The organism is Paracoccus litorisediminis (genome assembly GCF_009711205.1).
Taxonomy (GTDB): domain Bacteria; phylum Pseudomonadota; class Alphaproteobacteria; order Rhodobacterales; family Rhodobacteraceae; genus Paracoccus; species Paracoccus litorisediminis.
In genome coordinates this window covers 77,663-91,703 of the sequence record NZ_WMIG01000008.1, presented here as the reverse complement: position 1 = coordinate 91,703, position 14,041 = coordinate 77,663, and the positions used below count along the sequence as shown (strand labels likewise).

At 63.3% G+C, this 14,041-nt stretch carries 12 protein-coding genes; 2 read left to right on the top strand and 10 right to left on the bottom strand.

All coding sequences use genetic code 11. From position 1 onward, the window contains the following. Window positions 1-282: 282 nt before the first annotated feature. Window positions 283-2,007, top strand: coding sequence for a tetratricopeptide repeat protein (locus GL300_RS14900; RefSeq protein WP_343043058.1), 1,725 nt, complete (start codon window positions 283-285; stop codon window positions 2,005-2,007). A gap of 60 nt (window positions 2,008-2,067) precedes the next feature. Beyond that, entirely contained in the window at window positions 2,068-2,415 is a 348-nt protein-coding gene (locus tag GL300_RS14895; protein ID WP_155040448.1) for a cupin domain-containing protein, read from the top strand. On the opposite strand, the gene GL300_RS14890 is transcribed toward GL300_RS14895, so the two are convergent. The 10 genes from GL300_RS14890 to GL300_RS14845 all read right to left on the bottom strand — a co-directional run bounded on the left by GL300_RS14890 (window position 2,384) and on the right by GL300_RS14845 (window position 14,034). Continuing rightward, entirely contained in the window at window positions 2,384-3,616 is a 1,233-nt protein-coding gene (locus tag GL300_RS14890; protein ID WP_155040447.1) for a glycosyltransferase family 25 protein, read from the bottom strand. The two genes, GL300_RS14895 and GL300_RS14890, sit on opposite strands and share 32 nt — an antisense overlap. Window positions 3,617-3,761: 145 nt before the next feature. Then, window positions 3,762-4,562, bottom strand: a complete 801-nt coding sequence (locus tag GL300_RS14885; RefSeq protein ID WP_155040446.1) for an ABC transporter permease — start codon at window positions 4,560-4,562, stop codon at window positions 3,762-3,764. After that, the gene (locus GL300_RS14880) at window positions 4,555-5,235 is read right to left on the bottom strand and encodes an ABC transporter ATP-binding protein (protein WP_155040445.1); all 681 of its coding nucleotides are present in this window, start codon (window positions 5,233-5,235) and stop codon (window positions 4,555-4,557) included. Before GL300_RS14880 ends, GL300_RS14885 begins: the two co-directional genes overlap by 8 nt. Next, on the bottom strand, window positions 5,235-6,413 hold the full coding sequence (locus GL300_RS14875) for a KpsE/RkpR family capsule polysaccharide export protein (protein WP_155040444.1): 1,179 nt from the start codon (window positions 6,411-6,413) through the stop codon (window positions 5,235-5,237). The genes GL300_RS14880 and GL300_RS14875 overlap by 1 nt, the downstream gene beginning before the upstream one ends. Beyond that, window positions 6,410-8,278, bottom strand: a complete 1,869-nt coding sequence (locus GL300_RS14870; protein ID WP_155040443.1) for a glycosyltransferase family protein — start codon at window positions 8,276-8,278, stop codon at window positions 6,410-6,412. The genes GL300_RS14875 and GL300_RS14870 overlap by 4 nt, the downstream gene beginning before the upstream one ends. Before the next feature lie 183 nt (window positions 8,279-8,461). Beyond that, complete coding sequence (locus GL300_RS14865) at window positions 8,462-9,745, bottom strand: lytic murein transglycosylase (protein ID WP_155040442.1); 1,284 nt, start codon at window positions 9,743-9,745, stop codon at window positions 8,462-8,464. Window positions 9,746-9,801: 56 nt separating this feature from the next. Next, window positions 9,802-10,545: a FadR/GntR family transcriptional regulator gene (locus GL300_RS14860; protein WP_155040441.1), complete on the bottom strand. Its 744-nt coding sequence runs from the start codon at window positions 10,543-10,545 to the stop codon at window positions 9,802-9,804. A 2-nt stretch (window positions 10,546-10,547) separates the two neighbouring features. Beyond that, window positions 10,548-11,531, bottom strand: coding sequence for a galactofuranose ABC transporter, permease protein YjfF (gene yjfF, locus GL300_RS14855; protein WP_155040440.1), 984 nt, complete (start codon window positions 11,529-11,531; stop codon window positions 10,548-10,550). Then, on the bottom strand, window positions 11,528-12,526 hold the full coding sequence (locus GL300_RS14850; protein ID WP_155040439.1) for an ABC transporter permease: 999 nt from the start codon (window positions 12,524-12,526) through the stop codon (window positions 11,528-11,530). Before GL300_RS14850 ends, yjfF begins: the two co-directional genes overlap by 4 nt. After that, window positions 12,523-14,034: a sugar ABC transporter ATP-binding protein gene (locus GL300_RS14845; protein WP_155040438.1), complete on the bottom strand. Its 1,512-nt coding sequence runs from the start codon at window positions 14,032-14,034 to the stop codon at window positions 12,523-12,525. Before GL300_RS14845 ends, GL300_RS14850 begins: the two co-directional genes overlap by 4 nt. Between the last annotated feature and the right edge of the window lie 7 nt (window positions 14,035-14,041).

Genomic DNA, 14,041 nt, shown 5'->3' with positions numbered 1-14,041 from the left:
GCATTGCTTCATGCCGGCAGTATATGGGCAAATATGCTTCTGTCACCGTTGCTCACTATGCTTTTCGGGATTGCCCATTTTTTCTCACGAAATCATGATGAAACTGAACAACTGCAAGGCTGTGGCCTTGACAGAATCGCAACCCGCGGCGTTTAGCTACGGCTGCGCTACCGGGTGCAACCGGGCGGTGACGAGACCGGAGAACCGGCCCCGCCCCTACGAGAGGACGACGTCATTACCACAAGCCCGCATATTGAGTTGGCCGGTCCCCGGCTTCTCACGGTGCTTTATGCCGACGTCCACGGCTACACCCGCCTGCTGGAACTGGACGAGGCCGGGACTGTCGCCCGGCTGACCCGTTCGCTGACGCTGATCCGCAACCTTGTCAGCGATTACGGCGGAGAGGTGGTGAACACCGCCGGCGACGGGCTGGTCGCGGTTTTTGAAAGCGTCCAGAAGGCACTGCATTTCGGGCTTGAGATGCAGCGCGAACTGTCGCGAGAGGCGATGTGGTCCGAAGGTCTGGCACCGATCCAGTTCCGGGTCGGGATCTCGGTCGGGGATATCTTTGCCGGGCGGGACGGGGTTTACGGCCATAGCGTGAACCTTGCCGCCCGCATCCAAACCTTTGCCGAGCCGGGTGGCATCTGCGTCACCGATGCGGTCTATCAGATCCTGCGCGGCAATTCCGAATTGCAGCTGCGGTCTCTGGGCACGAAACGGCTAAAGAATGTCTCGGCCCCGATCGAGATCTTTTCCGTCGATCAGCCGCAGCCCATGCCCCGCCCCGCCGAAATCGCCCTGCCCATGCATCAATTCGCTGCGGCCGACAGCCTGCCCGATGCCTCGCTGGCGGTCCTGCCGATGGAGAATATCTCGGGCGCGCCCGACGATCTGTATCTGTGTCAGGGCATCGTCGCCGATCTGATCACCAGCCTGTGCCGCTTCCGCAATCTGATGGTGATTGCCCGGCATTCGGCCTTTGTGGCCGCCGCCAATGCCGGTTCGCTGCGCGAGATCGCCCAGCGGCTGGGCGTGCGCTATCTGCTCTCGGCGAGCTTCCGGCGGGCTGACAACCGTATCCGCATTACCGTCGACCTGATCGAAGCCGCCAGCGAAAATACCATCTGGTCCGAGCGCTATGACGGGGTCATGGCCGACATCTTCGATTTTCAGGATGACGTCGCGGCGATGACCGCCTCGCGCGTGGCGATCCATATCGACGCGGTTGAACGCCGCCGCCTGACCGAGCAGGCCCATCCAGCGCTTTACGCCTATGGGCTGGTGCTGCGCGGGCAGGATATGGGCTTCCGTTTCATGCCGGATTCGAACCTGCATGCCCGCCGCCTGTTCGAGCAGGCCCGCGAGCTGGACCCCGGTTACGGGCGCAGCTACGCCGCCATGTCGCGCACCTTCAACGTCGAATGGCGCTACAACTGGACCAAGGACCCGGAAGGCGCGCTCAATCAGGCGCTGACACTGGCCAAACGTGCGGTCGAATGCGACCGGCTGGATTCGCGTGGTTTCTCGGAAATGGGGCTCGCCCATCTTTACAAGAAACAGCATGATGAGGCGCTGGCCGCCTATGAACATGCGCTGTCGCTCAATCCCAATGACGCGGATCTGCTGGCCTATATGGGCGATTGTCTGGCCTATGTCCGGCAGGGGGAACGCGCGGTCAATCTGCTGGAACGTGCCATTCGGCTGAACCCCTATCACCCCGACAGCTATCTTTGGTTCCTTGGCGACGCCTATTTCCACAAGGGCGATTACCAGCGCACGGTCGAGACGCTGATGAAGATGCGCGATCAAAGCGAGGCTCATCGCCTGCTGGCCGCCAGCCATGCCATGCTGGGCCAGATGGATCAGGCCCGCAGCCATGCGCAGGAAGTGATGCGCGTCCATCCCAATTTCACCATCGAGCATTGGCGCAAGGTCCCGCCCCTGAAGCATACCGAGGATCTGGATCTGTATGTCGAGGGGCTGCGCATGGCGGGTCTGCACTGATCCGCTTGCCTTTCGCGCCCGGCTCGACCAATCACGTCAGCAGGTTAAAGGAGGAGTTCGATGGTCATCATCGATGAACGCGACGTCATGCGCGAGGAGCCGACCCCGCATGGCAAGATCGGTACCTGTACCGCCTATCGCATTGCCGATCAGGTTCCGAACCGCAGCATGGAGTTCCGCAAGCGCATCCTGCATCCCGGAGCCGAGATTGGCGCCCATCCGATCGAGCATGATGAGGTCTATTACGTCCTCAGCGGTCAGGGCGAGGTCTTTGCCGATGGCCAGACCCGCCGCCTTGGCCCCGGTCAGGCCGCCTATCTTTACACTGGCGAGACCGTCGGCATCCGTCAGATCGGAGCCGAGGGACTGGTGCTGATCATCTCGTACCCGCTGGCGCCGGGGGCGTAAGCCCCGACCCGGCCAGCGAGGGTCCTGCGTCGAATTCGGCCAGCATCTGGGTCAACCGGTGCTGGCTCGCCGAGATCAGCGAGCGGTAGCGACGGTTGTCAAAACTCCATGCGGCGGATGCCAGATGGTCGCTGTGATCGACAAGGAAGGGCAGCGTCGTCACCACCCGCATGTTCGGCATCGCTTCCAGATGGCGGTCGATGGTAATGCCCTGCGCGCCATGTTCAGCCACCCGCCAGCCCGCCAGATGCGCCAAGGCCCGGCGGTTGTAGATGTTGAAGACCATGCCGGTCGTCCGATCCAGATGCACGAAGGTCTCGCCCTTGTAGTGCTCGACGCGGGTGACGCGGTAGTCCGGCCCAACATGACTGGACAGGCCGGAAAACACATCCCATTCGACCCGACCCAGATATTCCCTGACCGTATCGAGGCGTTGACGGAAACCCGGTGCAACGCTGACATCATCCTCGCAGACAATGGCTTGCTGGACGCCGCGGGCAAGGCAGGCCTCGGCCAGCGCGCGATAGCCAAGCGCCGCACCGATCCAACCCTGTTCCAGTCTGATGCCGTCAAGGATGCGGAAGTCGGACAGGCCCTGTGCCAGAAAAGACTGCCGGCGGCTGAGCGTCTCGGGCAGGCTCAGGCAGAATTTCTGCACCTCATCCGACCGCGTGTCGGACAGCAACTGCCGCCAATCCGCCGTGTCCCAATCGATCGCGCCGCTTGACAGCAGGAAGCGATAGATCCCCTGCCGGAAGCCTTCATCATCGGCCCGTGCCAGAAACAGCCGCCCGCCCGCCACCTGCATTTCGGAAATCGTGCGGAAACGCGCCTCGGACGTCTCGATGATCGCATGGCATTGCTCGGCCACGACTTTCAACTGCCCGGCGTGATAGCTGGTCCGGTCGGTCAGGATCAGGACATCGTTGGGTGCGTAGCGATGGCCGGAATAGATGTCGGGATCCAGATGAAAGCGCGTGTGCAGGCCCGATTGATCCGCAGGCACCACATCGCGCGAGGCCAGATCAAGCAGCTGCGCCAGCACATCCGCGCGCTGACCATCCGGGGACAGAATCTGGACCTCTTGCGTGATCGGCCCGACCAGCGCCCCTTCGCGACGCGCCTTTGGGAAGCGCAGCCGTGAATAGAAGCCCAGAATGCCCTCATGCTCATAGATCTGCGATATCCGTGAGATCGACATGCTGCTTGCCCCGCTATTTTGCCCGTCCTCCCGGGCCTTGCAGCAAGTCTATTCCTGGCCCCTTTAAAACACGATAGATATTATCGTGTTAAATTCACCCCAATTTGGCATTGATTTTCCACGGCGAACCGGGTGCAGAGATCGGCTATCTCAGCACCAGATCGCGGTGCCATTTGAACAGCAGGCTCAGCCCCAAGGCGAACAGGATCGCCGCGATCAGCAGGACATAGACCGGATCGACATAGTCGGCCCGATAGGTCGGATAGAAAGCCGAACGGTTCATGCCGACAATATGGATGATCGGATTGTACCACAGCACGTCGCGAAAGCCGGTCGGCACGCTGTCGAAGGGCATGAAGATGCAGGACAACAGAAACAGCGGCCGCGTCGCGATCGACCAGACATTCGCCCAGACCGGAAAGCGCCGCATCAGAAAGCAGTTCATGCAGCCCGTCCCCAACCCCAGCGTGGCGGCCAGCGCAAAGGCCGTGACCACAGCGGGCAGGTCAAGGATGACATCGACCTGATCGTAAATCACGATCCCGAACAACACGATGGTGAAGACCAACGCATGCACCACGCAAGCCAGTACCAGACGGGCAAAGATCGCGTCGGTAAAGGTCACGCCGGGATAGAACAGCAGCTGTTTGGAAAAGGACAGCGACTGCGCGATCTTGCGGCTCACGTCCAGAAACATCAGGAAGGGCAGCAGGCCGGTCGCATAGAACAGGGCGAAACTGGTCCCCATCGGCGGCACCCGCACCGCCAGCGAAAAGATCACCGTCAGCAGCGCAATCCCACCCACCGGCTCAAGCACCGTCCACAGGAACCCGCCCGGAGAGCGCCCGTAAGATGTCGCCATCTCGCGCAGGATCAGCGCACGCAGGGTGCGCAGTCCCGGCCAGCGACCAAGCGGGTGTCGGCGGAAGCGGATGGGTTCAGCCATCGTCATCCTCATCGACTGCGCCGCCCATATTGTCCTGATGGACGCGGATCGCTTCCTCGACATCGGTATAATAGGTCAGGTTCCCAGCGTGCAGGACGGCGGCCGAACTGCAAATCGACCGGATCATGCTCATCGAATGCGACACGAGGATCGCGCCGCTGTTCAGCAGTCGGTTGCGGAAATAGGCCTTGCTCTTTTCCCGGAAATAGCCGTCTCCGACCGAGGTCACCTCATCGACCAGATAGGTGTCGAAATGGATGCCCATCGAGACACCAAAGGCCAGCCGCGACCGCATCCCAGACGAATAGTTGCGAAACGGCAGATGAAAGTGATGGCCCAGATCGGCGAAGCCCTCGACAAAGCGCAGCAAGCCATCCGCATCCGCGTCATAGACCCGCGCAATGAAGCGCGTGTTCTGCGCGCCGGTCAGGTCAGGGTGAAAGCTGCCCGAAAAACCCACCGGCCAGGACACCGTGCCGGTGGTATGCACGCCGCCGCGATCGGGCCGGACGACGCCCGCGATCATTCGCAGCAGCGTCGATTTGCCCGCCCCGTTATGGCCCAGCAGGCCGATGGCCTCGTGGCTGGGGAAGGTGACGTTGATGTCGCGCGCAACCACCGTGGTGCGTCCGTTCACGGTGAAGCGTTTCGACAGGTTTTCCAGATGGATCATCAGAAGCGGTCGCGATTGCTCGACCCGATCAGCACAAAGCTGAGCCAGCCGATAAAGATGAAGATCACTGCCAGAGCCGAAATCATCATGCGGCGCGGGCGCGTCGCGGTCTGGGGCAGTGTCGGTTCGACGAAAGTGGCCAGATAGCGGGTGTCCTGCTCGGCCTTCGAACGCGCCGCCTCGACCCCGGCCAAGGCAAGGCTATAGGCCTTTTCCGCAAGCTCCAGATCCAGCGCCAGCTTGGTGTATTCGTCAATGACCGTACTGAAACTGACCCCATCGCGGTCCTGACCGACATAGCGCTGCTGCTCTTCCTCGATCCGGCGGTTCAGCACGTCAACACGGGTCTGAGCCTGAATCAGCTTCACATCTGCCGTGCCATGCGCGCGCAGGGTTTCCAGCGCGACCATCGCCTCGGTCAATTCCTGCGACAGTCCGGCAATGACGGTCGAGTTGATGTTCACCGCCGCCTGCGGGTCCATCAGCCGGTTGCTATCGCGAAACCGCGCCATCGCCACGCGAGCGTCATGCAGACGGGTCACGGTCTTGGCAAGGTCGCGTTCGGCATAGCGCACGGTATTGTCGCGTGCCGAATCCGAGACGTTGTTGACCAGCCGCCCTGCGGCGTCATGGATCGCAAGGGTAATTGTCTGCGCATCGCGCGGGTCAAAGGCACGTGCCTCGATCCCGATCATGCCGGTGGCGGAATCGACGCTGATCGTCACCATCTTGCGCCAATAGGCGATCAGATCCTCCTGCGTGGCATCACTTTTCAGCGCAAAGATCGGATCGCCGCTGGCGCGCAGGAACATTGCACGCAAGTCGATATCGCGATCCACATCCGCCACGAAATTCGGACTGCGCAGGTATTCGTACAGCATCTTGGCGTCGGTCGTCGCGTTCCCGGCCGATGTCAGGCCGAAGCCCGCCAGCAGCCCCATCTGCGCGGTTTCATCATCGCGCACGACGAAGGACACTTCGGACACGTATTGGTCGCGGGCCACCCCGAACATGTAGCCGGTCACCACGACGGCGGGCAGCAGAAACCCCAGCAGGAAGCTGGCCACGACAACCGTGTGCCGTTTTGCCCAACCCGCACGCCCGACGGTCGGCGGAATCCGCGGATTGGCCGATTTGACCTGACGCGGCAGTTCGAGAATCTTGTCGAGATCTTTCATCGCGCCACCGCGAAACGTCGACGGGGTTCGGCCAGCGCAAGATCATGTGCCTCGATCGCGTCAATCAGCGCTGAGTGCACGGAATCCATCGCCGCCTGTCCGACCCGATCCTGCTCGATCAGATTCGACAGATCACGGCGGCGCAGGTCATGACCAAGGCTGACCGGCATGCGTTCAGGCAGGTCGACACCGGCGGCATAGTCACGATACTTGATGCCGTCGCCATGGACGGAATCCTCGAAACCCTCGAATGTCACCAGACCCACCGGCAGGCCGTAGGCCTGACAGGTGATATGGACATGCATCGCACTGGTCAGCACCGCGTCATAGCCATGCAGCTCCCGGATCAGCGACAGGATATCCTCGCGCCCCGAACGCAGGACCGAAAATTCGTCCACCCCCTCGGGCAGTCGCAGCGCCACATTGCGATGGGCAAAATGGCGCACCAGCGCGATGCGGCCATTGGTCGAGGCCGGGCGCAGCGTCGGGAACAGACGCGGCAGCAGGATCGCAGGATCGCCGAAGCGCTCCACCGATGGACCGCCCGCCTCGCGCAACGCCGCGGCAGTATAGGGACCGCGCAGCGACATGAAACGCGCGCCCGGATCGATCCCGGCGTCGCTACGGCTGATGCCGGTGCCGACCAGAATGGACGAGGCCTGCGCAAATCGCCCGATCGAGCCCAGCGACATCAGATGCGGCGGAGCCGCGATTTCGTCATGGCGCTGGAACATGATCGGTCGGCGCGACACCGACGAAATGATCAACGGCGACAGCCAGTCGCCATAATTCCCCGGATAGGGCTTGTCCCACCACAAAAGCCGCAGGGCATCCCCCTGCGCGCCCTCAACCGGGGCGGCATAGTCCAGAAACGCCTCGGCCACATTCACCACCGCCTTGTCAGCGCCGCGCATCAGGCGGCGGCTGGTGACATCGGCAATGCGCGTGCGCACGGCATCCGCATCGCCTTCGCGGGCGTCATGGATGATGCGATAGATGCTGTTCGCGGAAAGCTGGCGGGCGGCGGGCGGCGTAGGTGACAGGAAATCGGTCAGCCCTGCCCGGTCCGACAACCGCCGCAGCGGCACGGCAAGGCGCGGTGGCAGGGCGCTTTGCACGCGGCGCGCGGCCCGCAGGGTCAGTGAGCGGACCTGCGGGGCGCCAGACGCGGTCTGTCCCGTTTTGTTGCGGCTGTGCTGCTGCGCGATCCCCTTATAGGTCGCGACATTCCCGCTGGAGCCGAAATAGAAAAACGGCCTCGCCTCGGCGACAGCCCCGTCGGCGCGCCCTACCAGCATGTTCGACGGGATCACCTGGAAAGACAGCCGGTCGGCATTCTTGCGCCAGGCTTCCTCAAAGAAATAGTCATCCGTGGCGCGGATGGTCATGGTGGCGCTGGCGGCACTGGCATCGGCGATGAAGCCGCGGGCGGCAGCGGTGGTGTTGATGCCCCAGAAGCAAGGCTCCCAGAAGCGCGAGTTATTGGCATAGCCAATGCGCAGCGGATGGCCGAAGCCACGCTGGAATCCGATGATGTCTGCCGAGAAATTCCTTACGAAATCAGGCAAATAATCGACGTCGCAATCGACGTCGATCCAGAAGACCTTGGAATCGGGGTTGGCCTCGCAGACGGATTGCAGGAAGGGAACCTTCTTGCGGCAAATCTCCAGCCACTCCTCATCCGGCTGCTTATCGACCTCGACGATATGATGGGCGATCCCCAGTGCATCCAAAGACTGGCGCAGCCTTGTGGCGGCGCTCGCATAATAGTCATCGGGCGTGTGAAACGAGCAGACCACCACATCCGCGACGGATGGCAGGTCGGCGTCCGGCGCTGTCGCGCTGATCAGGTCTGGATTGAGCAATTCCCTCGTCCCTCGCTCGGGCCGGCTGTTCCGGCCATACGGGTTAAGTATCCCGCGCGAGCAAGGGCTTTAGCCATTCCAAATGCCCCTGCTTAAAGAGGAGGCCTTTGCTGGCAACGTGCCGGTCAGAGAAGATATTTCCTGCGAACGGGCGGGGATTGCCCCGCCCGTCAAGGGTCAGATTCAGCCGCGCCGCAACTGGTCCAGCAGCGCCGCACTGGGTTCGCCAGTGACCGGCAGACCGCGCGATTGCTGATAGGCGCGGATCGCGTTGGTGGTGTTCGAGCCGACATTGCCGTCGACCCCCTGCGTGTCGAAACCGCGCGCGGTCAGCAGACGCTGCATTTCCTTGCGCTGCTCAAGCCGCATGCCGGGATGGTTCGCGGGCCAGGGATTGGCCAGCCCCGGATAGCCCTTGAGCCGGTCGGCCAAAAGCGCGACGGCCAGCGCATAGCTATCGGCATTGTTGTAGCGCAGGATCGCATGGAAGTTGCGGGTGATCAGGAAGGCCGCGCCGGACGGCCCGCCAGGGATCAGCAATTCGGTCGAGGTTCCGGCCGGGGGCAGCGGGCGCGATGTTGCCTGACGGATGCCCATCGACTGCCATTCCGCGACCGAGCGGCGCTTGCCCTTGCCGGCAAGGCCCGTGTTGAAACCTGCGGGCAGCGTCACCTCGACCGCTGCGGGCAACCCGCGCTGCCAGCCGGATTTCGCCAGATAGTTCGCGGTCGACGCCAGTGAATCGCTGGGGTCGTTCGACCAGATGTCGCGCCGCCCATCGCCGGTGATATCGGCGGCATAGGACAGATAGGTGGTCGGGATGAACTGGGTATGCCCCATCGCGCCCGCCCAGCTTCCGGTCATGTGGCCCGGATCGATATCGCCAGCCTGCAGGATGCGCAGGGCCGCCATCAGCTGGCTCTGGAAGAAGCCGCCGCGATAGCCCTCATAGCTGAGGGTCGCCAGCGACTCGATCAGCGGCAGGTCGCCGCGCCGCTCGCCATAGGTCGACTCCATGCCCCAGACGGCGGTGACGACTTCCTTGTCGACGCCATAGGTCGCCTCGACCCGGCTGAGGACGCCGTTATACTGTGCCAAGGCCGCCCGGCCATTGGTCTGGCGCTTTTCGGAAACCGCGTTCTCCAGATATTCCCACAGCGATTTCTTGAATTCGGCCTGGTTCTGGCTGCGGCGCACCACCTCGGGGTTATAGGTCACATCGCGGAACGCGTAGTTCAGCGTCGCATCGCTGATCCCTTGCGCGCGGGCGCGGCCCTTGAAACCCTCGATCCAGTTGTTGAGGCCCGCGACCTTGGCTGCTGGCGGGTTCTGGTTGCGGCCCCATTTGATTTCCTGGCTTTGCTGGGTGACACCCCGCCCGCCGGGGCCATAGCTGCCACCCCCGCAGGACGCCAGCACCAGTGCCAGCGCCACGAATCCGACCGTATTCTTCAGTGAAATGCCCATCGCTGCCCCCGATTGTTTTCAGGAATCCTAGCGCGGCACGATGCAGGTCGAAAGCCCTAATGCGTGTCGTCCGGCCCCAGCGCCTCGCGCGCACGATCGGCGCCTTCCAGCACGACCTCGCGCATCGCGGCAGCCGCCGCCTCGGGATCGCGGGCGGCAATGGCGCTGGCGATGCGCAGATGCTGCGATGCACAGCGCGAAATCCCCTCGGGGCTAAGCGCGGGCGACGAGATCTGGAAGGACACGGCCAGAGCCGCCTCGATCAAGGTCGTGACCGACCGCATGAAAGGATTGCGCGACATGGTCGCCACGGCGAGGTGAAAGTTCAGATCCTCTTGCGCGACGGATTCCCGGCTGTGCTCGGGATTGTCGATGCGCGCGGCGATGCTGAACAGGTTGACGATTTCCTCGGCGGTGGCGTTCATCGCTGCCAGACGGGCGGCGGCGGGTTCGAATGCCAGCCGCATGTCGCGCAGATGGTCGACGAATTCCGGGTCCATGCCCGCCCGCATCTTCCATATGATCACGTCGGAATCGACGAAATTCCAACCCTCGCTGGGATTGACCTTGGTCCCGACCCGAGATTTCGCGCGAACCAACCCCTTGGCGGCCAAGGTCTTCATCGCCTCGCGCAGCACGCTGCGCGACACGCCGAAACGCTCCAGCAGTTGCGGATCGCCGGGCAGGGTCGAGCCTTGCGGGAATTCGCCGGTGACGATGGCCGAACCCAGTTCCTCCACCACACGGGCGTGACTGGAGCGCGGCTGACTGCCGAACATGCGCTGACGCAGGACACCCATGATCAACCCCCGCTGGATGCGCGGATCGCGGCGCGGCGCTCGGACACCAGCAGGATCAGGCGTTGCAGCACGATGAAGGCAAACAGCAGCATCCCAATGACGATCTTGGTCCACCATGAGGACAGCGTGCCGTCAAAGACGATATAGGTCTGGATCAAACCTTGGATCAGCACCCCGAACAGCGTGCCCAGAACCAGCCCCGAGCCGCCGGTCAGCAGCGTGCCGCCGACGACCACGGCCGCGATGGCGTCCAGTTCCACCCCCACCGTCGCCAGCGAATAGCCCGCCGAGGTGTAAAGCGTATAGGCCAACCCCGCGAGCCCCGCCATGAAGCCCGAGAACGCGTAGAGCTGGATCATGGTCTTGCGCAGGGGCACACCCATCAACTCGGCCGATTGCTCGGACCCGCCAAGCGCATAGACATTCGCGCCAAAGCGGGTGCGATGCGCCAGGATTACGCCGACGGCAAAAGCCAGCAGCATCAGGATGGCCAGAAAACTGAGCTTCCCCTTATCCGGAAGCTGGATGTAGATGCCCTTGAGTTGTTTCAGGAAATCATGGCTGATCGGCACGGAATCGGTCGAGATCAGAAAGGCCGCGCCGCGCGCAAGAAACATCCCGGCCAACGTGACGACGAATGCCGGCATCTTCAGCGCATGGATGGTCAACCCCATCAGCGCGCCGAAGCTGGTCGACACCGCCAGCGCCAAGGCAAAGGCCAGCGCCGGATGCACCCCAGCCCGCACCAGCACCGCGACAAAGACCGAGGTGAAGGCGATGACCGACCCCATAGACAGGTCGATCCCGCCCGACAGGATGACGAATGTCATGCCCACCGCTGCAATCCCCAGAAAGGCATTGTCGGTCAGCAGGTTCCCCAGCACCCGGAAGGACAGCATGTTCGGGAACTGCAGCGCGCAAAGCGCATAGGCCACGACAAAGATCAGCACCGTAGCGACAAAAGGCAGATAGCGGGCGCGGATCATGACTTGGCTCCTTTCCGGCGCAGCATGCCCCGCAGGACCGACAGTTCGTCAGCCACGGCAGGAGATTGCAGCGTCAGGATGGCCACGATGACGACGGCCTTGACAATCAGGTTGAATTCCGGCGGCCAGCCCGACATCAGGATGCCGGTGTTCAGGGCCTGAATGATCAGCGCCCCGATCAGCGAGGCAGTGATCGAAAAGCGTCCGCCCGCCAGCGAGGTGCCGCCAATGACCACGGCCAGAATGGCATCCAGCTCCAGCCACAGCCCGGCATTGTTCGCATCCGCGCCATGGATATCGGCGGTGACGATCATCCCCGCCATGGCCGCGCAAAGGCCCGAGATCGCGTAGGTCGCGAGGATCAGGAAGCGCGCCCGGACCCCCACCAGCATCGAGGCGCGGCGGTTGATTCCCACGGCCTCGATCAGCAGACCAAGTGCCGAGCGCCGCACCAGCAATCCGACCGCCAGCCCCATCGCCAGCCAGATCAGGATCGGCATCGGAATGCCAAGCACCGCACCCGAGCCGATGAAGGAGAATGCCGGATCGTTGAAGGTCAGGATCACGCCTCCGGTGATCAACTGCGCGATGCCGCGTCCGGCCACCATCAGGATCAGCGTGGCGATGATCGGCTGGATATCCAGAAACGCCACCAGCACGCCGTTCCAGATGCCGCAGACCAATCCCAGCGCCAGGGACACCGCCAGCACCACCGGCACCGAATGGCCGTCAGCCACCAGCGTTGCGGCGACCGCCCCGGTGATTGCCATGACCGCGCCGACCGACAGGTCTATCCCCTTGGTCGCGATGACCAGCGTCATGCCGATCGCCAGCAGCGCCACCGGTGCGACCCGTACGCCGACATCGATCAGGCTGCCGTAAAGTCGCCCGTTCTGCACCGTAACCGAGAAAAATCCCGGTGAAATCAGTCCGATCAACACCAGCACCACGGCCAGCGCCAGAAGCTGCGGGCGAAGTTGTTTCAGCTTGGTCATGCGGCGTCTCCGGGCACGGCCATGGCTTCGACAATGGCTTCGGCGGTAATCTCGGCACCGCGCAGCTCGCGGACGTGATGTCGGTCGGACAGGACGATGACGCGGGTGGAGAAGGCCACAAGCTCTTCGATTTCCGAGGAAATCACCACCAGCGCCATGCCGTCCTCGCGCAGTTTCTCGATCAGGTTGATGATTTCGGCATGCGCGCCGATGTCGATGCCGCGGGTCGGCTCGTCGAGGATCAGCAGGCGCGGATCGGTGGCCAGCCAGCGGGCAAGGATCGCCTTTTGCTGGTTGCCGCCGGATAGGAACTTGATCGGGCGGTTCGGGTCCGGCGGGCGGATGTCCAACGCCTTGATGTAGCGTTCGGCCAAGGCATCAGCCTCGCGCCGGGGAATGGGACGTGCCCAGCCGCGGCTGGCCTGCAGGGCCAGCACGATGTTCTGGCGCACCGACAGATCGCCGACGATGCCGTCGGTCTTGCGTTCCTCGGGGCACATGCCGAAGCCATGCCCGATGGCGTCCTGCGGCGAATGCAGCGTGACCGGCTGACCATCCACCGCGGCCTGCCCGCTATCCGGGCGGTCAATGCCGAACATCAGCCGCGCAGTTTCCGTCCGGCCCGAGCCAAGCAGCCCGGCAATGCCCACGACCTCACCCGGGCGGATATCCAGATCGAAGGGCGCGATCGAGCCGCGCTTGCCATAGCCTTCGAACAGGAAGGCCGCAGGCGTGTCGGGCTGGGTCGCGCCGGACCCGCGATGGGCGGTGGCCTCGGCCAGTTCGCGGCCCAGCATCATCGCGACCAGATCGCGGCGCGGCAATTCGGCAATCGCGCGGCTGCCGACCATGCGGCCATTGCGCAGGACCGTCACGCGGTCGGCGATCTGGTAAACCTGATCCAGAAAATGGGTGATGATGACGATGCCCAGACCCTGCGCGCGCAATTGGCGCAGCACGGTGAACAAGGCCTGCACCTCGCGCGCGTCAAGGCTGGCGGTCGGCTCGTCCAGAAACAGCACCTTGCCGGACAGGTCCACGGCGCGGGCAATGGCGATGATCTGACGCACGGCGACCGGGTAATGGGCCAAGGTTTCGTCGGGGTCGGCCCCGACACCATAGCGCGCCAGAAGCGTGGCCGCATCCCCGCGCATCCGGCGGCGATCGATCATTCCCATCCGGCGCGGCTGGCGGCCCAGATACAGGTTCTCGGCCACGGTCAGATTGTCCAGCAGGTTGACCTCTTGGTAGACCGTGCCGATGCCCAAAGCCTGCGCCTCGGCGACCGAGCGCGGCTCGACTTCCTGCCCGTCCAGCCACATCGCCCCGGCATCGCGCCGATAGGCCCCGGTCAAGATCTTGACCAGCGTGGACTTGCCCGCCCCATTTTCGCCCAGCAGGGCATGAATCTCTCCGCCACGCAGGGAGAAGTCGACGCCGTCCAGCACTTTCACGCCAAAGAACGACTTGTCGATTCCCTGCGCCGAAAGCAGCGCATCATGTGTCATCGGTCTT